General features: G+C 45.2%; 17 protein-coding genes. 16 read left to right on the forward strand and 1 reads right to left on the reverse strand.

Going from position 1 to position 23,349, the window contains the following annotated elements; translation table 11 throughout:
• Positions 1 to 207: 207 nt before the first annotated feature.
• From IOD06_RS10230 to IOD06_RS10250, 5 genes are all read left to right on the forward strand, one after another.
• Positions 208 to 942 (forward strand): ABC transporter permease, encoded by a 735-nt coding sequence (locus IOD06_RS10230; protein ID WP_010201853.1) that lies wholly within the window; start codon positions 208 to 210, stop codon positions 940 to 942.
• A 12-nt stretch (positions 943 to 954) separates the two neighbouring features.
• Entirely contained in the window at positions 955 to 1,680 is a 726-nt protein-coding gene (locus IOD06_RS10235) for an ABC transporter permease (protein ID WP_194620792.1), read from the forward strand.
• 279 nt (positions 1,681 to 1,959) lie between these two features.
• A complete protein-coding gene (locus tag IOD06_RS10240; protein ID WP_227669988.1) occupies positions 1,960 to 2,676 on the forward strand; it encodes a fumarylacetoacetate hydrolase family protein in 717 nt (238 codons plus the stop codon).
• 254 nt (positions 2,677 to 2,930) lie between these two features.
• Positions 2,931 to 5,135 carry a PhoX family phosphatase gene (locus tag IOD06_RS10245; protein ID WP_194620793.1) on the forward strand — a complete coding sequence of 735 codons (2,205 nt, stop codon included), beginning with the start codon at positions 2,931 to 2,933 and terminating at the stop codon, positions 5,133 to 5,135.
• Between the two features lie 234 nt (positions 5,136 to 5,369).
• Positions 5,370 to 6,854, forward strand: coding sequence for a hypothetical protein (locus IOD06_RS10250; RefSeq protein ID WP_194620794.1), 1,485 nt, complete (start codon positions 5,370 to 5,372; stop codon positions 6,852 to 6,854).
• Between the two features lie 132 nt (positions 6,855 to 6,986).
• On the opposite strand, the gene IOD06_RS10255 is transcribed toward IOD06_RS10250, so the two are convergent.
• Positions 6,987 to 7,967, reverse strand: coding sequence for an Hsp33 family molecular chaperone HslO (locus IOD06_RS10255; RefSeq protein ID WP_194620795.1), 981 nt, complete (start codon positions 7,965 to 7,967; stop codon positions 6,987 to 6,989).
• 376 nt (positions 7,968 to 8,343) lie between these two features.
• Here IOD06_RS10255 and IOD06_RS10260 point away from each other — a divergent pair, with 376 nt between their 5' ends.
• From IOD06_RS10260 to IOD06_RS10310, 11 genes are all read left to right on the forward strand, one after another.
• Positions 8,344 to 9,315, forward strand: a complete 972-nt coding sequence (locus IOD06_RS10260) for a glutamate/aspartate ABC transporter substrate-binding protein (RefSeq protein ID WP_194620796.1) — start codon at positions 8,344 to 8,346, stop codon at positions 9,313 to 9,315.
• 95 nt (positions 9,316 to 9,410) lie between these two features.
• On the forward strand, positions 9,411 to 10,157 hold the full coding sequence (locus tag IOD06_RS10265; protein WP_110921780.1) for an amino acid ABC transporter permease: 747 nt from the start codon (positions 9,411 to 9,413) through the stop codon (positions 10,155 to 10,157).
• On the forward strand, positions 10,154 to 10,825 hold the full coding sequence (locus IOD06_RS10270; protein ID WP_194620797.1) for an ABC transporter permease subunit: 672 nt from the start codon (positions 10,154 to 10,156) through the stop codon (positions 10,823 to 10,825). Before IOD06_RS10265 ends, IOD06_RS10270 begins: the two co-directional genes overlap by 4 nt.
• 239 nt (positions 10,826 to 11,064) lie before the next feature.
• Complete coding sequence (locus IOD06_RS10275) at positions 11,065 to 11,796, forward strand: amino acid ABC transporter ATP-binding protein (protein WP_037033768.1); 732 nt, start codon at positions 11,065 to 11,067, stop codon at positions 11,794 to 11,796.
• Between the two features lie 402 nt (positions 11,797 to 12,198).
• Complete coding sequence (locus tag IOD06_RS10280) at positions 12,199 to 12,798, forward strand: DJ-1/PfpI family protein (RefSeq protein WP_194620798.1); 600 nt, start codon at positions 12,199 to 12,201, stop codon at positions 12,796 to 12,798.
• Positions 12,799 to 12,899: 101 nt separating this feature from the next.
• Positions 12,900 to 14,120, forward strand: a complete 1,221-nt coding sequence (locus tag IOD06_RS10285; RefSeq protein ID WP_194620799.1) for an FAD-dependent oxidoreductase — start codon at positions 12,900 to 12,902, stop codon at positions 14,118 to 14,120.
• 436 nt (positions 14,121 to 14,556) lie between these two features.
• The gene (locus IOD06_RS10290; protein WP_194620800.1) at positions 14,557 to 16,344 is read left to right on the forward strand and encodes an AMP-binding protein; all 1,788 of its coding nucleotides are present in this window, start codon (positions 14,557 to 14,559) and stop codon (positions 16,342 to 16,344) included.
• A 370-nt stretch (positions 16,345 to 16,714) separates the two neighbouring features.
• On the forward strand, positions 16,715 to 18,469 hold the full coding sequence (locus tag IOD06_RS10295) for an AMP-binding protein (protein WP_194620801.1): 1,755 nt from the start codon (positions 16,715 to 16,717) through the stop codon (positions 18,467 to 18,469).
• A 113-nt stretch (positions 18,470 to 18,582) separates the two neighbouring features.
• Complete coding sequence (locus tag IOD06_RS10300; RefSeq protein ID WP_194620802.1) at positions 18,583 to 20,193, forward strand: carboxyl transferase domain-containing protein; 1,611 nt, start codon at positions 18,583 to 18,585, stop codon at positions 20,191 to 20,193.
• 151 nt (positions 20,194 to 20,344) lie between these two features.
• Positions 20,345 to 21,154 carry an enoyl-CoA hydratase/isomerase family protein gene (locus IOD06_RS10305; RefSeq protein WP_194620803.1) on the forward strand — a complete coding sequence of 270 codons (810 nt, stop codon included), beginning with the start codon at positions 20,345 to 20,347 and terminating at the stop codon, positions 21,152 to 21,154.
• A 60-nt stretch (positions 21,155 to 21,214) separates the two neighbouring features.
• On the forward strand, positions 21,215 to 23,332 hold the full coding sequence (locus IOD06_RS10310; protein WP_194620804.1) for an acetyl/propionyl/methylcrotonyl-CoA carboxylase subunit alpha: 2,118 nt from the start codon (positions 21,215 to 21,217) through the stop codon (positions 23,330 to 23,332).
• The last annotated feature ends 17 nt before the right edge of the window (positions 23,333 to 23,349 follow it).

Here is a 23,349-nt window from a genome sequence, read left to right on the forward strand (position 1 = left end):
AGCGAGTATGATAAAATCAGCGCTCATTTTTACTGTGTCAATTACCGCGTCTATAATCGTGTAAATATTTTTTTTGTGCTATTAACTAGGTTGTCCGTATCAATTTGATATAAGATACGGTTTTAGGCCGCGCTCAGCTATTGATGCTGATCCTTTTAACTCATATTTTGCTAACATTGCTAATATAAAGAGACTGAGTGGATAATTGTGTTTGATTTACAAGGATTTGGTGCGCTTTTATTAAGCGGCGCTACCGTCACCATACAACTTGCCATGACCAGTTTGGTCATCGGTATGTTTTTTGGTCTGCTCGGTGCCACAGCGAAGCTGTCGAATATTTGGCTGCTACGTAAGCTTGCGACTGTCTATACCGCCACGATGCGCGGGATTCCTGAGTTACTTTTGGTACTGTTTATCTATTATGGCGGTTCTATACTGCTGATGAGCATTCTCAAAAAGTTCGGCTATAACGACTATGTCGAGATTAGTGCGTTTTGGGGCGGTGTCATGGCATTGTCGATTGCTTTTGGTGCTTATGCGACTGAAATTTTTCGCATGTCGATTCAAGAGATTCCGATAGGGCAACGTGAAGCGGCGCAAGCGATTGGCATGCGTCCTTTTCAGACTTTTTATCGCATTACTTTGCCGCAAGTCTGGCAAATTGCTTTGCCAGGATTGGGCAATCTGTTTTTGGTGTTGCTTAAAGACACGGCATTGGTATCGGTGGTTGGTCTCAAAGATATCATGTATCAGTCCTCGCGCGCAGCGCAGTCAACACAGCAGCCGTTTACTTTTTATATGGCGGCGGCGATTATCTATTTGGGTTTAACCATGCTGATTACGGGCTTTATGATGTGGCTTGAATGGCGTGCCAATCCAGCGGCGCGCTATGCTAAAAAGCTGAGCCGTCAATCCGTTCAACGTCAATCGACCATAGGGTAGAGGAGAGATACTATGGATTGGAATTGGCAGGTTATTTTTGAGCATATCCCTGACTTACTAGGCGGCGCGGTTTTGACCGTTCAACTAGTGATAATATCAGGTGTTATCGGGCTGCTCTTTGGTTTGGTTTTAGCTTTGTTAAGACTGTCTAAAAGCTGGGCGGTACAGATAATTCCTTTTCTGTATATTTTCTTTTTCCGTGGCACACCGCTGCTGGTGCAGATATTTTTGATTTATTATGGTCTTGGTCAGTTCGAAGCGGTACGTGATTCGTTCTTATGGGAGCCGGTACTGAGCAAAGCCTATTGGTGCGCTATTATTGCCTTTACGCTCAACACCAGTGCCTATTTGGCAGAAATCATTCGCGGTGCGATTCAAAATATTCCTATTGGTGAGCTAGAAGCGGCCGATGCGATTGGCATGTCAAAATGGCAAAAACTGACACGTGTTACCTTGCCGCGTGCTTTTGGTATTGTGATTCCAGCCTACAGTAACGAAGTCATCTTTATGCTAAAGGGTAGTGCGTTGGCATCCACCATTGCCTTGATGGATATCACGGGTGTTGCTCGTACGATTAGTGCGCGTACTTATACCTTAATGGAGTTGTTCTTTGCGGCTGGTATCGTCTACTTGTTATTATCATGGGTGATCTTATTTAGCTTTAGACTGTTTGAAAAAAGAATGAACCGTCATGCCAGCTATGTGCCACCAGATGTGATGACCAATACGATTCCTTAGTTGTTTGTCATCCGATGGCTTATTATTGAAACGATTTAACGCTAACGTTATGCTAGATAGTGCTGAATTTGCTAATAAAATCTGATAATTTTGCTATGAGAGCCTGGGGCGTGTCCTCATTTTAAAAATGGTCACAAAAATGAGATAAGTTGCAGTCAAACGAGAAAAATAGCGCAAATAATATCGTGATATTAATCAGCTATTTAACGATGTTTGACAAAATTTAGCCATTTTTAGCCCATTTAGATACAATCACTTGAATTGAGGACCCGCCCTATTATGAGCCAATCACCACATATGTCTTTAGTTAATGCCATTGCCGCAAGTGTCAATGATGATGACAGCGCTGAGAATGCCAATCAGAGCTTACGCGCGCCCATCGGAAAGGTCGTCTGCGTTGGTCGTAACTACGCCGCTCATGCTCACGAATTGGGTAACGAGGTGCCAGCCGCGCCCATGCTATTTATGAAGCCAGCCTCTGCGGTGGTCTCTATTCGTCAAGGCGTTATCCGCCCAAATCCAGACCTGTTTGGCGATACGCATTACGAAGCGGAACTATGTGTTCAGCTATCGGCAGACCTATCAGCCGCGACGATTGAGCAAGCACAGCAAGCGATCGGCGGTGTGACATTGGGACTGGATTTGACCTTGCGTGACTTGCAAACTGAGCTAAAAGAAAAAGGTCATCCATGGGAGCGTGCCAAGTGTTTCGACGGTGCTTGTGTACTCGCTGATTGGCTCGATCCGCAAGCGTTCGGTGATTTTACTGAGGTGCATTATCAGTTGACCATTAATGATACGCTGAAGCAAGACGGCGATAGCGCTTTGATGTTGTTTCCAGTTTATGAATTATTGGCAAATATCAGTCATGCGTTTAGCTTACAAGCAGGCGATGTGATTATGACTGGTACGCCAAGTGGCGTTGGTATATTGCACGCAGGCGATAAGCTCATGCTAAAATTGGACGCGCATGAATGGCAGGCGCAAGTGCAATAAGCTTGCTAAGATTAGTATCAAGTATCAAGTATCAAGCATCAAAAATCCCAAGTTAACGCTTGGGATTTTTTGTTTTATCCGTTGCCATAAAATTTTATCATTAAAAGGTTTGTCATCAAATTGTCATCTGGCTTTCAACGTACTGTCATAAATGCTCGGTAGACTTAAGCGTAATTCGTATTGTTGTGGCGGACAAAATACAGCCGCAACGAGCCTTTTTACGCCAATCCAGCCTAACAGCAAGGTGACTGATAATGACAGTATTGAATAATAAGCAACTGCTTGCCCACGAAGTCGTTGAGGACTCTAACCCTAGCGATAATATCGACTTTCAAACCATTATTAGTCGCCGCTTGAACCGCCGCAGTATTTTAAAAGGTGGCACAGGATTGACGGCAGCCGCTTTTTTTGGCGCGTTACCGTTGGTCGGCTGTAGTGACGACGATGACGGTAATACTGTCAATAATAGCGCAGGCAACAATGCTGCTATTCCTGCACAGGGTGATCTCAAGCGTCCGGAAGCTTTGAAGTTTACCGCAGTGGCACACTCCACTGCCGAAACGATGAGCGTCGCTGAAGGCTACAAAGCGGAGATGATATTGCCACTGGGTACACCACTGATTTCTGGTATCGATGAGTGGAAAGACAATCGTGAGCAGTCTGCCGAGTCGTTCGAATGGCGCATGGGTGACAACCATGATGGCATGTGGTTCTTTGGTAAGAAAGGCGGTGCGTATGATGCTAAAGCGTCAGACAATGGCCTTCTGGTCATGAATCATGAATACGTGAATAGTAACGAATTGAGTCCGTTTGGCTACTATGTGACCCAAGATGATACTGCCGCCCCGATATTTCAAAATCGTCGCCTTGCTAGCGATGTGCGCCGAGAGGTCAATTGCCATGGCGTTGCGGTGGTCGAGATGAGCAGACGTGCTGACGGTACGGGCTATGAGATGGTGGCTGATTCAAAATACAATCGCCGTATTACCAGCAGTACGACCGCGCAGCTAGCCGGTCCTGTCGCTGGTTCTGATTTGGTCAAGACCAAATTTGATCCGACAGGCTTTCAGACGCGTGGCATCAATAATAACTGCGGTGCAGGACTGTCACCTTGGGGCACGTATCTGACCACCGAAGAGAACTTCCTAGGCGTATTTGCGCGTGGACAAGATGCCAGTCAATTGAGCGCTGGGCACAACTACGGGCGCGAACGCTACGGGGCTATGGAGAATTTTCCGGGTTGGGAGTACCTGTGGCACACACCAGAGGCCAAAGACGCCAAAATCCCTGACGAATTCTCACGTTGGGACATGACCGCTGTTGGGGCAAGCGCTGCCGATGATTACCGAAATGGTTTTAATACCTTTGGTTATATCACAGAAATCGACCCATTTGACCCAAAATCTGTACCTCAGAAACGTACCGCACTGGGGCGTTTTGCTCATGAAAACTGTGCCTACGCACCTGTTGAGCAAGGCAAGCCCGTGGTCTTTTATATGGGTGATGATGCTCGCGGTGAATATATTTATAAGTTTGTATCCAAAGCCACATGGTCAAATGCGGATATCGGTGGCGGCCTAAAAGCTGGCGACAAGTATATGAATGAAGGCACGCTCTACGTTGCGACCTTTAATGAAAATGGTCGAGGCGAATGGAAGGCACTGATTCATGGTCAAAACGGACTGGACGCTTCTAATCGCGACCTGCCATTTAATAGTCAAGATGAAGTGCTAGTCTTTGCCCGAGCCGCCGCCGATGCAGTTGGTGCAACCAAGATGGATCGACCTGAATGGGTGTCAGTTAGCCCTATGACTGGCGAAGTGTACGTGACCTTGACCAATAATAAATATCGCGGCGAGCGTGACGACCAGCCCGTTTCAGCGTCCAATCCGCGCAGCTATGAAGCAGGTGGCAAAGCGCGTGGCAATGACAATGGGCATATCATCCGCTGGGCAGAAGCGGGCGGCGATCATGCGGCAACGACCTTTGAATGGGATATTTATCTGTTTGCTGCGCCTAGTGGTTTGTCCGCAGAAAACTTATCGCAGTTAAATGCCAGCAATGATTTGTCTTCGCCAGATGGCCTGTACTTTGACCCACGTGGCGTGTTGTGGATTCAGACCGATGATGGTGCTTATACCGATACCACGAACTGCATGTTACTGGCGGCGCTACCGGGCAAGGTGAGTGATGGTGCGCTTACCACCACCTCGGCTGGTCAACAAACGCCAGTCGGCATGCTTGCTAGTGATGATAATATCAAACGTTTTTTCGTTGGTCCCGAAGGCTGCGAAGTGACGGGTATTACCATGACCCCAGACTTCAAAACGTTATTTATCAATATTCAACATCCTGGTAATACGTGGGGCGCTATCGCTGGTGGCAAGACACCGCGCTCAGCTACAGTTATGATTACGCGCGAGGATGGCGATGTCATACTGGCCGAGTCATTTATATAAACAATTAATACTATATAGCAGATTTATAAAAAATTAATCAGTCTAAAAAATCCCAAGTAATGGCTTGGGATTTTTTTGTTTTATGAGATCATGATATCATTTAAGGCTTATCTCTATAAAATTATTAAGTTATTTGCTAAGAAACGTACCCGAAAGTCAAATCATTTCCCTTCTATTTGTCTCATTTAAAGGATAGTATGTAAAACTATCCCCTTTGCTGAATGTTTCAATATTATGAATCGTCCAAATTTATCTTATGCTGATAGTGTTATCCCTGATAGCGCTTACAGTAATGCCCGCACCCGTCATGAACTTGAGGCACATTTCGTCTCAGACGATAACATGCCGCCGCTGCACGGTGATTTGTACGAGCAAATAGATCAACTTGAAGCCATCGATGTCGATGAGCTGGTCAAATTGTTGGCAGATGATAATAATGTGACGACGCTGCGTGAGCCTGTCTCTCTGGCTGATTTTTTTGAGGGCTTAGCCCAACTGGCGACGATGGGGGTGGTTGAAGTCACTGACATCGTAGAAGCCATCCACCGTGAGGTTATTTTGCGTCCTTTAGGGCGTTTTAACGAAGGCAATGTTAACAATTGGCAACGTGGTATCACTGGACGCATCTATGGGACGATACGCCATATTATGCTGATTGTTGGTAATAATCTCGCATCAGTGCTACGCATCTATAAAAGGGCGATCGATCAAAAAAGCTCACGACCATTGCCGGATTCTTTAAAGAAATTGGTCAATGTCATCAATGGCGTCATGGGTGATCACCTCGTTAATAATGACAATGCGCTTGCTGTTCCGATGGTGCTATACGACAGAGACGGCAATCTACAACGCGAAACGCTATCAGGGCGTGTCGCTATTTTATGCCATGGTCTATGTATGAGTCACTTAAGCTGGCAAGCCCAAGAGGAAAACAGCCTAGGCGATGCCATTAGCCTCAGTCAACCTGATACGACAGTGTTGTACTTGGATTACAATACAGGTCGACGTATCTCGCGCAGTGGTCGCAAGTTCTCTCAATTGCTGCAAGAGTTGGTCAATAATAACCCAAACATCAGTCAGATAGATTTGGTCGGACACAGTATGGGCGGCTTGGTCTCTCGTAGCGCGCTGTTTTATGGCGAGCAAGAGCGCCTAGACTGGATAAAACGAGTGGGCAATCTCATCACGTTAGGCTCGCCGCATCATGGCGCCGTGCTGGAGCGTATCGGTAATTATGTGCAAGACATCATTGCCAAGCTACCATTTGCAGGCTCGCTTGCCAAGCTCGGTGACATGCGTAGTGCCGGTATCATTGATCTGCGTCATGGCAGTATTCGTGATGCTGACTGGAATTCTCTAGAAGGTCGTAATGTGCTGCCGCAAGACTTTCGTCACCCTGCACGGTTGCCAAGTGGTATCAAAACCTATTTTGTCGCCAGTGCTTTGATCGAGACGCATTACGAGTCTAAAGTGACAGATTTGCTAGGGGATAGTCTAGTGTCGGTCGCATCAGCGCTGGGCGAGGATGATGCCGAGCATGCGCTATTTGTACCAGATGGTCACAAAGCAATATTTTATGGCGTCAATCATATGAACTTAATTCATAGTAGAAGGGTGCGCGAGCAAGTCGTTGAATGGTTGCTCGATAATGGACGAAGTGACTATGCTGGTAGAACGCGCATATATTCTTACCCTAGAAGTTTAGATGTGGCAGTGTAGAAGGTTATAACCTCAAATTTTTACAGCATTTGAGGTTATAAAATATACGGCCTCTCAAACACAAAACCCCTCAAGCATCACACTTGAGGGGTTTTGTGTTTCTATAAAGGCTAATCCATAGTGATGAAAAATTTACTCAGCGAATATCGCTGCTACATCATCTTTATTGAACTTATAGACTTCACCGCAAAATCCGCAATCCATCTCAAATGTACCATTTTGCTCTTCAACGATATCTAACGCTTCTGCTTCGCCGATTTGTTCGATTGCCATCTCGCATTTTTCGCGCGAGCAGGTGCAACCAAATGCTAGGGGAGCAGGGTCGGGTGCGACGATGTTTTCTTCATGATACAAGCGATAAAGAATCTCGTTGGCATCCAGCGTCGTCAGCTCTTCTGGCTTGACCGTACGCGTCAATACAGACAAACGCGTCCATAAATCATCATCAATACCAGCATCTTCATTTTGCTCGACTTCAGCCGTTTCTTCAGCCGTACGCGGTAGCATTTGTACCAATATACCGCCCGCTTGCAAGCCGTCAGATGCGAGGTTAATCAACGTCGGAATCTGTGCAGATTGCTTCTGATAATGTGCCAAGCAGTCTGCCAAATTGTCATGGCTACGCTCGACGATACCTTGATATGGCTCGCCGCCCTCAGGCTGAATGTTGATAAACAACACGCCTTGTCCAGTCGCGCCCAGCTCAGCAAACGCTTCTTTGGCATGGGTCATATCATCCCAAGCTTGCACTTGCTCATCAGTCTCGCCCTTCCAGCTGGCAAGCGCACGGATAATACCGTCTTGATCGCATTCTGCCATCGCCCAATTCAGCAAGCTATCGCTGTCTGATGATTGCAACTGAATAGACAGGCGACCGTTTATTTTAACCGTACTGATAAGCAAACTCGCTGCCGTTAACATCTCGCCCAATAGGCGTTTAATGGCTTCAGGATAAGGCTTTTGGGCAATCGTGCTCGCATAGCTGCGTGATAGGCGTACCACATCACCGCGTACAGGCGAATCTTCAATAAAAAAACGTTGGCGTACGTCGTTGTCACCATGATTGCCAGCAGTTTGGCTGTCCGTATTTGGGACTTGAGTATCTTGTGTCATAAGTCATTTATAGTATTAAGAAGTTGTTAGCTTTATGGGGATTACTGCTGATTTATCAATCACAGTTACCATACTGTTTTATCACTTATGGGTAATAGTGATCGATAAGTGCCCTTATAGGTTCGTCAGATATCTGTGAACCTCTGTGGTGCTGTAATAGCTGTGAGCCATCGAGTTTCAACCAAAAAATAAATAGATTTCAAAATAACACTTCCCTCAAAAAAAAATCACCCTCTACCGTGAATTTGTTGTACAGTAACATTAAGTTGCATTGTGTTAAACAATAGCAACAACCGTACGGATGCGGGGCAGTCAGGTCAGCCAGACCTATGTCGTCCAAGCACTCATTTAATCTTGTGATAAAAGGATGTATTTCATGACCTACTCATTTTCCAAACCGTTGACTTTAGCTGTGTTAATGGCATTGGGCCTAACAGGCTGTAATAACAGCAGCCAAACCAGCACTGACGCGCCAGCAGATGATGCAGCGACTTCAGAGACTATGAACGGTACGCTACAAAAAATTAAAGATTCTGGCACTATCGTGGTCGGCTATCGTGACTCTTCTATTCCTTTTTCATATGTTGCCGATGATCCTAACCAACCTATGGGCTATGCACATGATCTAGAGATGAAAGTGGTTGAGGGTATTAAAGAAAAACTCAACATGCCAGATCTAGAAGTTCGTTATAACCTGATCACCTCACAAACTCGTATTCCTTTGGTTCAAAACGGCACGGTCGACTTCGAGTGTGGTTCAACAACCAATAACGTCGAGCGTCAAGAGCAAGTGGCTTTCTCTAATGGTTTCTTTGAGATTGGTACACGTCTATTGACCAAAGCAGACTCTGGTATCAAAGACTTTGAAGACCTAAAAGGTAAGCGACTGGTGACTACCGCTGGTACGACGTCAGAGCGTTATATTCGTCAGTACAATGACGAGAAAAAGATGGATACCGATATCATCTCTGCTAAAGATCATGGCGAAGGTTTCTTGATGTTAGAAAGTGGCCGTGCTGATGCCTTTATGATGGATGATGTATTGCTAGCAGGCGAAAAAGCCAAAGCTAAAAATCCTGATGAATGGGTTATCGTTGGTACACCGCAATCATTTGAGATTTATGGTTGTATGATGCGTAAAGACGATCCTGAATTCAAAACAGTCGTAAACGACGCGCTGAACAAAACCTTTAGCTCAGGCGAAATCAATAGCATCTATGACAAGTGGTTCCTAAACCCAATTCCACCAAAGAACGTCAACTTGAACTTTGAGATGTCAGACAACCTAAAAGCACTTATCGCCAATCCACATGATAGCGATCAGCCTAAAGTAGCAGTTGCACAGTAGTATTTGTCCTTCAATCTAGCTTGCTTACGTGTTCAGATCGGACTCATCGTCCATCTGATACGTAAGTTTTTCAATCGCTGTTCGGAGAGACAATCATGAATTATAGCTGGAACTGGGGTGTGCTCTTTGAGCATACGGGTATAGGCAACGAGCTGTATATCCACTGGATGATTACTGGTCTTGGCTGGTTATTACTGATTGGTAGTATTGCTTGGACCATCGCGATGGTCGTCGGTACTGTCTTTGGTATTATGCGTACCTTACCTAACAAAACAGCTCGTCGCATTGGCACCGCTTATGTGACCTTTTTTCGTAATATTCCGCTGCTTGTGCAGCTATTTTTTTGGTTTTATGTGGCACCTGGTTGGTTGACGCCAGCGCTACAAGAATGGTGGTTTAGAGATCTATCACCGAATACATCCGCGATGCTCTCAGCCAGTATTGGTTTAGGACTGTTTACCGCAGCTCGTATTGTTGAGCAAGTACGTACTGGTATCGAGTCGCTACCAAAAGGACAAGTAAATGCGGCGTATGCGCTAGGCTTCACTATTCCGCAAGCTTACAAGCAAGTACTGCTACCACAAGCATTCCGTATTATCTTACCGCCGCTTAGCTCTGAGCTGACCAACTGTTTTAAAAACGCCTCTGTCGCCTCACTAGTTGGCGTCATGGAGCTCATAAGTCAAACCAAAACCATCAGCGAATACACACAGAATAGCCTTGAGATTTATACTTATGCGACGATTATTTATCTCGTCTTTAATCTCTCACTCATCGCTATTATGGGTCTGATCGAGCGTAAATTAAGAGTACCAGGGCTTATCGCAGGGAGTCAGAAATGAGTATGATGACCGAACTTGCGACCGCGTATCCAGGCTTAATGGGTGGTATGATTACCACGCTAAAAGTCCTGTTTTTGGCTATTATCGGTGGTATCAGCTTAGGTACTGTATTGGCGCTCATGCGCTTATCAGGTATCAAAGCATTAGAGATCCCCGCTAAGTTATATGTTAATTATTTTAGATCCGTACCGTTACTGTTGGTGCTACTGTGGTTCTACTTTGCCGTCCCGATGATTTATTTTTGGGTGGCGGGTAAGTATCTACAACTAGATGCGGCCTTTGCCTCTTGTGTGGTCGCCTTTATGATGTTCGAAGCGGCTTACTTCTCAGAAGTTGTCCGTGCGGGTATTCAGTCTATCGGTAGTGGACAGGTTAATGCGGCTAAAGCGTTAGGCATGACTTATGGGCAGACGATGCGTTTGGTGATTTTGCCACAAGCCTTTCGCAAGATGCTGCCATTGATTTTGCAGCAATGTATTATCTTATTCCAAGATACGACTTTGGTGTTCGCTATTGGTCTGACCGACTTCTTCCGAGCGGCATACGTACGTGGTGAGCTAATGGGACTATTGACGCCTTACATCTTAGGAGCTGGAGCGGTGTATTTTGTCTTAAGCTTGGCAGCTTCGGTCGGCGTACAGCGCGTACAAAAAAGGTTAAGGTTTTAATAAAGGACTGTTAAGCGTTAGAGTCGATCAATGCATGGTTATCTGAACATGGTTATCTGATCTCATTGGGTAGACTCTAACTCTTTCAAAATTTAACTGCGTTAATTATTAATATATTTTGCACGACTGCAATTGGGCAAGATTAAGAATAAGGCTAGGAGCCAATGATGAATGATGCTAAAACGTTTATAAATGACTTTGGTGGACTGGTCACAAATAGTGGTCATGCTAGCAGTGAGATGGTCGTTGAGATAGATAGCGTTAGCAAGTGGTACGGCGACTTTCAGGTACTGACTGACTGTACCGCTCATGTCCACAAAGGCGATGTCGTCGTGGTCTGTGGTCCATCAGGTAGCGGTAAATCAACCTTGATTAAGACCGTGAATGGGCTAGAGCCTTTTCAAAAAGGTAATATCATGGTCAACGGTATCTCTGTCGGTGATCCAAAAACCAACTTACCGAAGCTACGTAGCCGTGTCGGCATGGTGTTTCAGCATTTTGAGCTATTTCCTCACTTGACCATCATCGATAATTTAATGGTCGCACAAATTAAAGTGTTGGGTCGTAAAGAGAGCGAGGCCAAGAAAAAGGCGATGGCGTATCTAGATCGCGTCGGCCTAACGGTTCAAGCCAATAAATATCCTGCGGAACTATCAGGTGGTCAACAGCAGCGAGTTGCAATTGCTCGTGCGCTAGCGATGGATCCCATAGCGATGTTGTTCGATGAGCCAACCTCAGCACTCGATCCTGAGATGATTCAAGAAGTGCTCGATGTGATGGTAGAGCTGACTCGTGATGGTATGACGATGATGTGTGTGACGCATGAAATGGGTTTTGCCAGTCAGGTAGCCAATCGTATCATCTTTATGGATGAAGGTCATATCGTTGAGAACTGTAGTAAGGATGAATTCTTTGAAGGCGCGAAAAGTGAGCGTGCGCAGCAGTTCTTATCGAAGATTCTCAATCATTAAATACACTTTGATTTACGATTGTTTATAGCATTGTTTCTAATATGAAGACATGTTCTAAAAATTATTTTTCTTTCCATTGATAATGATTATACAAAGCGCCCTATTAAAGACAGTTAAACGCTATCTTTAATAGGGCGCTTTGTATTTAGTTTCTTTTGTATAGCTATTCGAAAATCACTTGGAGCCTATGATGTTTACCCCCAAAGTATTTAAAGAGGAAGACTTTGAGACTATAAAAGCGCTGAAAATAGAGCAGGCATAATCGAAGGACTAGGACGACTGCGAACGGAAAAGGCAGATGAAATGGCTAAGCTAATTGAGTAGACAAGTTTGAGAATATAGTGTTTATGATACTGACGGATTTAATTTCACTTAATGATATCAACTTAATTAGGATTGATTATGACGCTAAAGCGAACTGTTGGCATACTACTGTTTAATGAAGTAGAAGTATTAGACTTCGCAGGACCTTTTGAGGTGTTTTCGTTAGCTGAAAGTGCTGATAACAATAAGTATTTTGACGTTATCATTATAGCTGAGAACCAAGCGCCAATATCTGCTAGGAATGGTCTGCAAGTTATTCCTGATTGTAGTTTCACTAACCATCCAGACATTGATGTATTAATAATCCCTGGTGGTTATGGTGCCGAAAAAATAGAAATACATAATAGGGTAGTGATTGATTGGATTAAGACTCAAACAAATTTGGCAGAGCTTACACTTTCAGTGTGTACTGGAGCGTTACTATTGGCAGAAGCAGGTTTACTGGCTGGTAGGTCAGCCACCACGCATTGGATGGATCTGGATAATTTAGCATCCTATCCTGATATCGATGTGATCTCTCATACTCGCTTTGTAGATGCCAGTGACGATACTTGTAATATTGTCACATCAGCGGGAATAAGTGCAGGCATCCATGCAAGTCTATACTGTATTGAAAAGTTAATAGATAGTGAAACCATGCGTGCAACAGCACATCGCATGGAGTTCGATATTAACTAATTAAGTGAGTTTTGGATAGATGAGTGCATGGCTGTTTACTGATACAATAGCGGTCAATATTCTAACAACTAAAATAATCTCTTATTTATATTGGAGCTAATATGAGCGCTGAAAACTCAGAAGTATTAAACAACGGTATCGTCATTATTGGTGCAGGTTTGGCAGGTTGGCATGTCATTGATGCCATTCGTGCGAAAGACAAAGACATTCCGATTACGTTGGTGACAGCTGATAGTGGCGATCGTTATCATAAACCAATGCTGACCATGGCCATTAGCCAAAAGAAAAGTGCGGCAGATTTGGTTAGAGCCACTGGTGTTGATGCCGCAGAAGCGGCAAACGTTAAGCTACTTGCTAACACGCAAGTGACGGATGTTGATACGACCACTCAACAGTTACAACTGATCTCTGCGCTGCGCTCAGATCCAGCTAACACGGATTACGCCACGATTAGTTATGGCAAGTTAGTACTGGCCATGGGTGCGCATCCTATCTTCCCAAAAAGCTTGCCAGAGGAACTAGTCTGGCACGTCAATCATATTGAGCGCTTTGGACAGCTGCAAGAAAAGCTAGCCACTGGCAGTCAGCACGTTGTTATCGTCGGTGCTGGCATGGTTGGGACGGAGATTGCAGAAGACTTACTCAAAGCAGGTCATCAAGTGACGCTCATTGATTTGAACGATGCGCCACTATCACAAATGCTACCGTCAAAAGCAACGGCTCGTATCGCCCAAGCGGTCAAATCACAAGGGATTAACTTTTTAGGAGGTTATCAAGTATCTACTATTACTCGTCTCAGTGATGAAAAACTAGAAGTCAGTTACGAGGCACTGCCATCAGCGATAGACAGTACGACTGCTGAGCCAATCGAACCACTCATCGTCGATCACGTGATTGCCAGTACAGGCCTGACCGTTGATGATAAGCTGCCTGCTGCTGCTGGTGTCGAGTTCAATCGTCGCACTGGTATCGTGGTGGATGCGCCAACCTTGCGTACCAGTACAGCCAATATTTATGCGATTGGTGACTGTATGTCTATCGATGGCGTGCCGTGTCGTTACGTCGCACCATTACGCGCGCAGGCTGCTACTATTGCTGATGATGTATTGGGTCTAGAGCATAATGGCTATGATCATAAGCCACCAATGATTCGCCTAAAAAACAAAGCAATCTCCGTTATGGTGACAGGCGTGCCAAAAGCGACTGGCAATTGGCAGGTGAAAACTGAAAGTGATGATGAGCTCGTTATGGATTTACTCGATGATAACGATGCAGTCAGCGCAACTGTAACGATTAAAGCGCCTGCAGTGCTTAAAGCCTAACGGATAAAGCATAATTGTAAAAGTATTACAAATCATAGCCAGTGTTGCCATCCTAATGCAGCACTGGTTTTTTTATATCTATAGTCAGCGAACTAGTAAACCGCTACGGTGTTAACCTCCCTAGAGGTACTATATATACAATCCGCGTTCGGCTGCCTTGTAGCTGTTTTAGATTTCTTTGACTATATTACTTTTTATATCAATCATAATCGATACATACCGTATCTATATGATTGACAGTCTTTTGTTTAAGGCGCTATATTGGCTAGGCGTGATTTAAATATCATGTCTAGTGGTAAACAATATTCAAGGAAGAATATCGTATTTACGGTAGTAGCATATTTTTACTTTCTACGATTGTAGGTAGATGAATAGATGTGTCGTAAGCAGTTGCATAGCCATACCAAAACCAAATAGCACAACGAAAGGACTCGTGATGACTCAGATTAATGATTTTGACAGCACTATTCATGAAAGTAAGTCTAATAACAATATTCTCAATAATGTTCCCAAGGTTCATATAAGCGCACGTTCTGCAAATGCGCCACTCACCCAAAGCCATGATAAAGGTCCTGATGTGCCGCTGATTGAGGCGACCATTGGAGACTTCTTTGATGCGATTGTTGATAGATATCCTGACCGTGAGGCATTGGTGTCTCGCCATCAAAATATCCGCTGGACGTATCGCGAGCTACAGGAAAAATCCAATCAGCTGGCCAGTAGTATGATTGAGATGGGGCTTGAGATTGGCGATCGTATCGCCATTTGGTCGCACAACAATGCTGAATGGCTGCTCATGCAATTAGCGACGGCAAAAATCGGCATCATTTTGGTCAATATTAATCCTGCTTATCGTACCTTTGAGTTGCAATATGCGCTGAATAAACTGGGCTGTTCGGCATTGGTCTTGATGCGCCATTTCAAGAGCAGTGACTACGCACAGATGATTCGTGAGCTGTGCCCTGAGATTTATCATAAAGATTACACTCAGCTTGATTTGGTCGAGATTCCGACGATTGAGCGTATCATTTGGATTGACGAGCCAGCATCTGATGAAAATTTCAATTTTATGCAGAAGTTCTCTACGTGGATGGCAGAAGGTGATGCTAACGATCCACGCGTAGCAGAGCGCCAAGCCCAGCTGAAGAACACCGATGCGATTAGTGTGCAGTTCACCAGTGGCACGACTGGCACGCCGAAAGGTGCCACGCTCACGCATCGAAATATCTTGAATAACGGCTATTTTATGGGTGAAGGCATAAAGCTGACAGAAGAGGATAGGCTGTGTATTCCACTACCACTCTATCATTGCTTTGGGATGGTGGGTGGTAATCTCGCTATATTAACGCATGGAGGCTGTGCGGTTTATCCTAATGATGGCTTTGATCCGTTAACGGTGCTGCAAACTATAGAAGAGGAGAAGTGTACGGCGCTGCTTGGTGTACCGACGATGTTTATTGCAGAGCTCGATCATCCAGATTTTGACAGTTTTGATTTGTCGAGCCTACGCACGGGTATCATGGGTGGCTCTAGCTGTCCGATTGAGGTTATGCGCCGTGTCATGGATAAGATGCACATGAGCGAGGTGACAATTGCTTATGGTATGACCGAGACCAGTCCAGCTTCTTGTCAGACCAGCTCGCAAACGCCCCTTGAAAAGAGAGTCTCTACCGTGGGGATGGTGCTGCCTGCGCTTGAGGCCAAAATCATCGATACTGAAACGGGTGATGTCGTCCCGATTGGAGAGACGGGTGAGCTACTCACGCATGGCTATGCGGTCATGAAAGGGTATTGGGGCAGCCGCTCTAAAACACGTACGGCCATTCAAGACGGCTGGATGCATACGGGTGACCTTGCGACCATGGATGAGGACGGTTACATCACTGTGGTGGGTCGTAGTAAGGATATGATTATTCGCGGCGGCGAAAATATCTATCCCGTCGAAGTCGAAAACTATCTTTATCGTCATCCGAAGATTCGCGATGTGCAAATCGTCGGGGTTCCTGATAAGAAGTATGGTGAGGTACTCGCGGCATGGATTATCCCTAAAGAACCAGACAGCTTGACTGAAGAGGAAGTGCGCCAGTTCTGTAGCGAGCATATCGCCCATTATAAAGTACCGACTTATTATCGCTTCGTGACGGAATATCCAATGACGGTCACTGGTAAAATTCAGAAATTTAAAATTGTTGAGCAAATGGTAGAGGAGTTGGGTCTAGGGTGATTTAGAGCTGTGGGCAGGGGCTGCTATCAAACTAGCCGTTATCAAACACAGACACTTATATAGTGTCACTATTCAACATTAATAGCCTCATTTGCTGTAAAAGCCAGCCTCATTATGAATAATGAGGCTGGCTTTTTTTATGTCAAAAATTTGCCATGATTCTATGTTACCTTTTACTAAGACGAAATATTAATGACTAATTAAATGATACGCATTGTATTACTATGATTGACAGCCGTTTGTTTACAACGGTATAGTAGTGACAATCTATAAAAGACCTATTCAAGGAAGAGTGACAGGTCTGCCGGCTATCAGCACATACTATCTATAAATGACAAATACGATAAAAAGTAAAACGAAAGGACTCGTTATGACGCAAACTTCTGATTTTGATACTATTTTAAATAGCATTCCTAGTATTAATATGGGCGCACGCTCAGCAAATGCACCGCTTCCCCAAAGCTATGATAAAGGTCCTGATGTGCCGCTGATTGAAGCGACTATCGGTGATTTTTTTGATGCTATCGTATCCAAGTATCCAGAGCGCGAAGCTTTGGTATCTCGCCATCAAAACATCCGCTGGACCTACCGCGAGCTACAACAGCAAGTCAATCAGCTGGCCAGTAGTATGATTGAGATGGGGCTTGAGATTGGCGATCGCATCGGTATTTGGTCACACAACAATGCTGAATGGTTGCTCATGCAATTAGCAACGGCAAAAGTTGGTGTCATTCTCGTCAATATTAACCCTGCCTATCGTACTTTTGAGCTGCAATATGCCTTGAATAAACTGGGCTGTTCAGCATTGGTATTGATGCGTCATTTCAAAACCAGCGATTACGCCAGTCTCATCAGTGAACTTTGTCCTGAAATTTATCATAAAGACTATACCCAGCTTGATTTGGTCGAGATTCCGACGATTGAGCGTATCATTTGGATTGATGAGCCTGACAGTGAAGAAACCTTTGGCTTTATGCAGAAATTCTCTGCATGGATGGCGGAAGGCGATGCCAACGATCCACGTGTTACCGAGCGTCAAGCCCAGCTCAAAAACACGGATGCCATCAATGTGCAGTTCACCAGTGGCACGACTGGTACGCCAAAAGGGGCAACCTTAAGCCATCGCAATATTCTTAATAACGGTTACTTCATCGGCGAGGCTATGAACCTTACCGAAGAAGATAGGCTGTGCATTCCAGTGCCCTTGTATCATTGCTTTGGTATGGTGCTTGGCAACCTAGCGATTCTCACACATGGCGGCTGTATCGTTTATCCAAATGATGGCTTTGAGCCATTGACTGTATTGCAAGCAGTCGAAGAAGAAAAATGTACGGGTTTGCATGGTGTGCCAACGATGTTTATCGCTGAGCTTGACCATCCGGAGTTTAAAAACTTTGATCTATCGACTTTGCGTACTGGCATCATGGCAGGCTCTAGTTGTCCGATCGAAGTCATGCGCCGTGTCATTGATGAGATGCACATGAGTGAGGTTACCATTGCGTATGGCATGACAGAGACCAGTCCAGTATCTTGCCAGACCAATGAACATACGCCGCTTGATAAGCAAGTATCTACCGTTGGCCTAGTGCAGCCTGCGCTTGAGGTCAAAGTCATCAATACTGAGACAGGTGAGACTGTCGCATTGGGTGAGACCGGTGAGCTACTCACACGCGGTTATTCAGTGATGAAAGGCTACTGGGGCAGCCGATTTAAAACTCGCGCGGCTATCCAAGATGGTTGGATGCATACGGGTGATTTGGCTACGATGGATGAGGACGGTTATGTCAAAATCGTTGGTCGTAGTAAAGACATGGTGATTCGCGGCGGAGAGAATATCTATCCAGTAGAAATCGAAAACTACCTTTATCGTCATCCAAAGATTCGTGATGTGCAAATCGTCGGTATTCCTGATAAAAAGTATGGTGAAGTACTCGCGGCTTGGATTATCCCTAAAGAAGCAGACAGTTTGACGGAAGAGGAAGTTCGCGAGTTCTGTAGCGAACATATTGCTCATTATAAGGTACCGACTTATTATCGCTTTGTCACTGAATATCCGATGACCATCACTGGAAAGATTCAGAAATATAAAATTATTGAGCAGATGAAAGAAGAGTTGGGTTTGTAGAAATTTAACCATTCTTATCTGTTATTTTATGAATAAGATATATGAGTAAAAGCTAAAATAAAGCAGAGAATAAAAAAGCCACTCGCATTTATGCATTAAAGAAAAGGGATGTCATGAGCGCTATCATAACCAGTAAACTGAGTCCAAACGCCGCTGAATTTCAGCAAAACAGTGCCGCAATGCAAGCGGTGGTCGATGACTTATATGGTCACTTACGTAAAGTTGTGCAAGGTGGTTCAGAGCGTGCACGTGCCAAGCATTTAGCCCGTGGCAAACTCTTGCCTCGTGAGCGTGTCGAGCGCTTACTAGATGTAGGTACGCCATTTTTAGAAGTGGCACCGATGGCAGCGCACGATATGTATGGTGAAGAGATTCCAGCGGCGGGCGTGATTGCAGGTATCGGTCGTATCAATGGCACTGAGTGTATGATCGTCTGTAATGATGCCACGGTAAAGGGCGGCACTTATTACCCAATGACGGTCAAAAAACATCTACGTGCTCAAGAGATTGCACAAGAAAATCATCTGCCATGTGTTTATCTAGTCGATTCAGGTGGCGCAAACTTACCGAATCAAGATGATGTATTCCCTGATAAAGAGCATTTCGGCCGTATCTTTTTTAACCAAGCTAACCTGAGTGCCGCGGGTATTCCACAGATTGCTGTGGTCATGGGCAGCTGTACCGCTGGCGGTGCCTATGTGCCTGCCATGAGCGATGAATCTATTATCGTCAAAGAGCAAGGCACTATCTTTTTGGGTGGTCCGCCACTGGTCAAAGCAGCGACTGGCGAAGAGGTCACTGCAGAAGACTTAGGTGGCGGCGATGTGCATACCCGTCTGTCAGGTGTGGTCGATCACTTAGCACAAAGCGATACGCACGCGTTATCGATAGCACGTAATATCATCAGTCATCTAAATCGTCCTGTCAAAAAGATTCCCAACCAAATCACACCACGTCCGCCACGTTACGACGCCAAAGAGCTGTACGGTGTGATTCCAACGGATAAGCGCAAGCCATTTGATATCAGAGAAATTATTACCCGTATCGTTGATGACAGTGCCTTTGATGAGTTCAAAGCACGCTTTGGCACGACGCTGGTTTGTGGTTTTGCCCATATCGAAGGGATGCCTGTTGGCATTATTGCTAATAACGGCATCTTGTTCAGTGAGTCAGCGCAGAAAGGAACACACTTCATCGAGCTATGCTGTAAGCGCAAAATCCCATTGGTATTTTTGCAAAATATCACGGGCTTTATGGTCGGTCGTAAATACGAAAACGAAGGTATCGCGCGTCATGGTGCCAAGATGGTGATGGCGGTAGCAAATGCAAAAGTGCCAAAGTTTACGGTCATTGTCGGTGGTTCATTCGGCGCTGGTAACTATGGCATGTGTGGTCGTGCTTATAGCCCGCGTTTCTTATGGATGTGGCCAAATGCGCGTATCTCTGTGATGGGCGGCGAGCAAGCCGCATCGGTACTGGCAACGGTCAAACGTGATAATTTTGATCGCAAAGGCGAAGCGTGGAGTGATGAGGACGAAGCCGCATTTAAAGCGCCGATTCGTGAAATGTATGAAGAGCAAGGCCATCCATATTATGCTACCGCACGCATGTGGGATGATGGCGTAATTGACCCTGCTGATACGCGACATGTATTGGCATTGGGATTGAGCGCTGCGTATAACGCACCGATTGGAGAGACGACGTTTGGTGTTTTTAGAATGTAAACATTTTAAGGCCTTCCCATAATAAGCGACTACTGCATCAACCTCATTTGAAGTACGATTTGTACATCTACATTCGGTTTCCTTGTATTAACATTATTATGGATTGACCAAGTGTTGGTTTAAGTATTTACATAAAAATATAGAGAAAGTTATGCAAAAAGACAGTGATAAAAATTATAAAAGTCTACTGGTTAAAGTGGAGCAGCACGTTGCTACGGTGACGTTAAACCGCCCTGAGATACGCAATGCCTTTAATGATGAAATGATTGCTGAGCTAACCGATGCATTTAATAGGCTTGGTGCTGATGATAATGTACGTGTCATTGTGCTAGCAGCTGCTGGCAAAGCATTTTGTGCAGGTGCTGATTTGAATTGGATGCGTGCCATGGCAGATTATAGCTATGAGGAAAACATAGCAGACGCGGACAAATTGGCACAAATGCTCAAAACTATTTATGAATGTCCGAAGCCAACAGTCGCAGCTATTCAAGGTGATGTTTATGCAGGTGGAATGGGCTTGGTAGCCGTTTGTGATGTGGCTATCGCTGTTAAGATTGCAAATTTTTGCCTCAGTGAAGTGCGTTTAGGGTTGGCACCTGCCACTATCAGCCCTTATGTCATCCGAGCGTTAGGCGCTAGAGCGTCACAGCGTTATTTCTTAAGTGCTGAAGTGTTTGATGCCAAAAAAGCACGTCAGCTTGGCTTTATCCATGAGCGTGTTAGCGAAGAGTGGCTAAGTGATGAAGTAGCTGCGTTCTGTAATAAGGTCGTCAAAAACAGCCCTGATGCGGTCAAAACCTGCAAGCAGCTATTACACGATGTCGCTGGTGCACCTATTACAGATGAGCTGATTGCTGATACGGTCAAAGGTATCGCTGATATCCGCTCATCAAAGCAAGGCAAAGAGGGTGTACAAGCGTTTTTGCAAAAGCGTAAACCTGATTGGCTGACAGCAGACTAACGATATAAATGGGTAAATAGACAAGACGTCAAATAACAACGACAAGACACAGGGATAGTTATGTTTTCTAAAATTCTAATCGCCAACCGTGGTGAAATTGCCTGCCGAGTAGCCGCGACTGCCAAGCGTCTGGGTGTCAGCACCGTCGCTGTTTATTCTGATGCGGATCGTGAAGCTAAGCATGTGGCTGTCTGTGATGAGGCTATCTATTTGGGCGGCTCGGCACCGAAAGACAGCTACCTAAAAGGCGATGCCATTATTGCGATAGCGCTTGAAACTGGTGCACAAGCGATTCATCCGGGTTATGGGTTTTTAAGCGAAAACGCTGACTTTGCGCAAGCTTGTCAGGATGCAGGACTGATATTTATTGGCCCTTCAGCCGACGCTATCCGCGCTATGGGTGGCAAATCCGAATCCAAGCGGTTGATGGAGATAGCTGGTGTGCCATTGATACCGGGCTACCATGGTGATAATCAAGATGCGCAATTTTTGCAGCAGCAAGCCAATAGTATCGGCTATCCAGTATTAATCAAGGCAAGTGCTGGTGGTGGTGGTAAAGGCATGCGTATCGTTGAAAAAAGCAGCGATTTTATTGACTTGTTAGACTCATGTCGCCGTGAAGCGATTACCAGCTTTGGTGATGATAAAGTGTTGGTTGAAAAATACGCATTAAAACCACGCCATATCGAAATCCAAGTATTTGGTGATACGCATGGCAACTATGTGCATTTATTTGAGCGTGATTGTTCGGTACAGCGTCGTCACCAAAAAGTATTAGAAGAAGCGCCTGCACCGGGTGTTGATATTACGATGCGTGAAGCGATGGGAACAGCTGCCATCGAAGCAGCTCGTGCGGTCGATTATGTTGGCGCAGGCACGGTCGAGTTCATCGTTGAGCAGCGTGAAGATTCTATGAATTTTTATTTCATGGAAATGAATACGCGGTTGCAGGTTGAGCATCCAGTCAGTGAAGCGATTACGGGTGTCGATTTGGTTGAGTGGCAGCTTTTGGTGGCGGCAGGTCAGCTATTGCCAAAAACCCAAGCCGACCTCACTATCAACGGTCATGCAATTGAGGCACGCATCTGTGCCGAAAACCCTGACAATAGCTTCTTGCCAGCGACAGGTACGTTGTTTACGTATCAAAAACCTGAACACAGCACCTTTATGATTGATAAAGAGGGTACTGGCGTGCGTATCGATGATGGCGTGCGCGAAGGTGATGTAATTAGCCCGTTTTATGACTCTATGATTGCCAAATTGATTGTTCATGCACCGACGCGAGAGCAAGCATTAGCCAAGCTCGATCGAGCACTTGCCCAAACACGTATCGTAGGTTTGCCGAATAACGCGGCATTTTTACGCTATATTTTGAATACAGAATCTTTTAGTAAAGCCAATCTCGATACGGCATTGATTGAACATGAGCGTGATGCGATTTTTAATCAGCAGCCTTTGGCATTATCGACGCTGGTTGTGACTGCCATTACTCGTCAGCTTGCGAGCGAGATGGCAACGCAAGAGTCAGATATCGATCCATTTAGCAAACCTACTGGCTTCCGTGCTTATAACGATTACACTCGCTCATTCAGCTTGGTTTATGATGAGAATACTTATACTGCCCGCATGAGCAACTGGCACAATGCGAGTTGCTCTGATAGTAAAAAGGGTAGTGATAACCTCAGTAGCTTTATGCTGGTTATCGAAAAAGAAGTCGCTAACACGCAGGATAGTAGTAATATCAATGTCGCTGCCCAGACCGAAACAGTTTATGAAGGTCAGGTGAGCTATGCCAGTAGCGACGAACACAATCATACATTATGGTTAGATGGCGCACGAACTAGCGCGCAAAGCTGGGTGCTTAATGAGACGGTCTATGTGTTCACAGACAGTGGCCGTGACGAGATTACGCTTGTTGATATTATGGCGCACGTAGGCGAAGAGTCCGCAGCAGTTGGTAGTTTAAAATCGCCGATGCCAGGACAAGTAGTGGCCTTTAAAGTGGCAGTTGGCGATACCGTGAAAAAAGGCGAGCCACTTGCCGTTATCGAAGCCATGAAAATCGAGCATACCATTACTGCGCCGACAGATGGGGTGGTGGCAGAATTGTTATTTGGCGCGGGTGACTTGGTTGCTGATGGTGACGAGCTATTACGCATCGATAGTGAAAGCGAATAGCTGACGGAAGAATAATA

This window comes from Psychrobacter sp. N25K4-3-2, assembly GCF_015351755.1.
Lineage (GTDB): Bacteria > Pseudomonadota > Gammaproteobacteria > Pseudomonadales > Moraxellaceae > Psychrobacter > Psychrobacter glaciei.

What these genes read in the sequence shown, in the direction of transcription:
- IOD06_RS10245 (WP_194620793.1), top strand. Translation starts at nt 2,931, where the DNA reads ATGACAGTATTGAATAATAAGCAACTGCTTGCCCACGAAGTCGTTGAG.
- IOD06_RS10260 (WP_194620796.1), top strand. Translation starts at nt 8,344, where the DNA reads ATGACCTACTCATTTTCCAAACCGTTGACTTTAGCTGTGTTAATGGCA.
- IOD06_RS10240 (WP_227669988.1), top strand. Translation starts at nt 1,960, where the DNA reads ATGAGCCAATCACCACATATGTCTTTAGTTAATGCCATTGCCGCAAGT.
- IOD06_RS10295 (WP_194620801.1), top strand. Translation starts at nt 16,715, where the DNA reads ATGACGCAAACTTCTGATTTTGATACTATTTTAAATAGCATTCCTAGT.
- IOD06_RS10235 (WP_194620792.1), top strand. Translation starts at nt 955, where the DNA reads ATGGATTGGAATTGGCAGGTTATTTTTGAGCATATCCCTGACTTACTA.
- IOD06_RS10285 (WP_194620799.1), top strand. Translation starts at nt 12,900, where the DNA reads ATGAGCGCTGAAAACTCAGAAGTATTAAACAACGGTATCGTCATTATT.
- IOD06_RS10280 (WP_194620798.1), top strand. Translation starts at nt 12,199, where the DNA reads ATGACGCTAAAGCGAACTGTTGGCATACTACTGTTTAATGAAGTAGAA.
- IOD06_RS10270 (WP_194620797.1), top strand. Translation starts at nt 10,154, where the DNA reads ATGAGTATGATGACCGAACTTGCGACCGCGTATCCAGGCTTAATGGGT.
- IOD06_RS10275 (WP_037033768.1), top strand. Translation starts at nt 11,065, where the DNA reads ATGGTCGTTGAGATAGATAGCGTTAGCAAGTGGTACGGCGACTTTCAG.
- IOD06_RS10290 (WP_194620800.1), top strand. Translation starts at nt 14,557, where the DNA reads ATGACTCAGATTAATGATTTTGACAGCACTATTCATGAAAGTAAGTCT.
- IOD06_RS10300 (WP_194620802.1), top strand. Translation starts at nt 18,583, where the DNA reads ATGAGCGCTATCATAACCAGTAAACTGAGTCCAAACGCCGCTGAATTT.
- IOD06_RS10250 (WP_194620794.1), top strand. Translation starts at nt 5,370, where the DNA reads ATGAATCGTCCAAATTTATCTTATGCTGATAGTGTTATCCCTGATAGC.
- IOD06_RS10265 (WP_110921780.1), top strand. Translation starts at nt 9,411, where the DNA reads ATGAATTATAGCTGGAACTGGGGTGTGCTCTTTGAGCATACGGGTATA.
- IOD06_RS10255 (WP_194620795.1), bottom strand. Translation starts at nt 7,967, where the DNA reads ATGACACAAGATACTCAAGTCCCAAATACGGACAGCCAAACTGCTGGC.
- IOD06_RS10310 (WP_194620804.1), top strand. Translation starts at nt 21,215, where the DNA reads ATGTTTTCTAAAATTCTAATCGCCAACCGTGGTGAAATTGCCTGCCGA.
- IOD06_RS10305 (WP_194620803.1), top strand. Translation starts at nt 20,345, where the DNA reads ATGCAAAAAGACAGTGATAAAAATTATAAAAGTCTACTGGTTAAAGTG.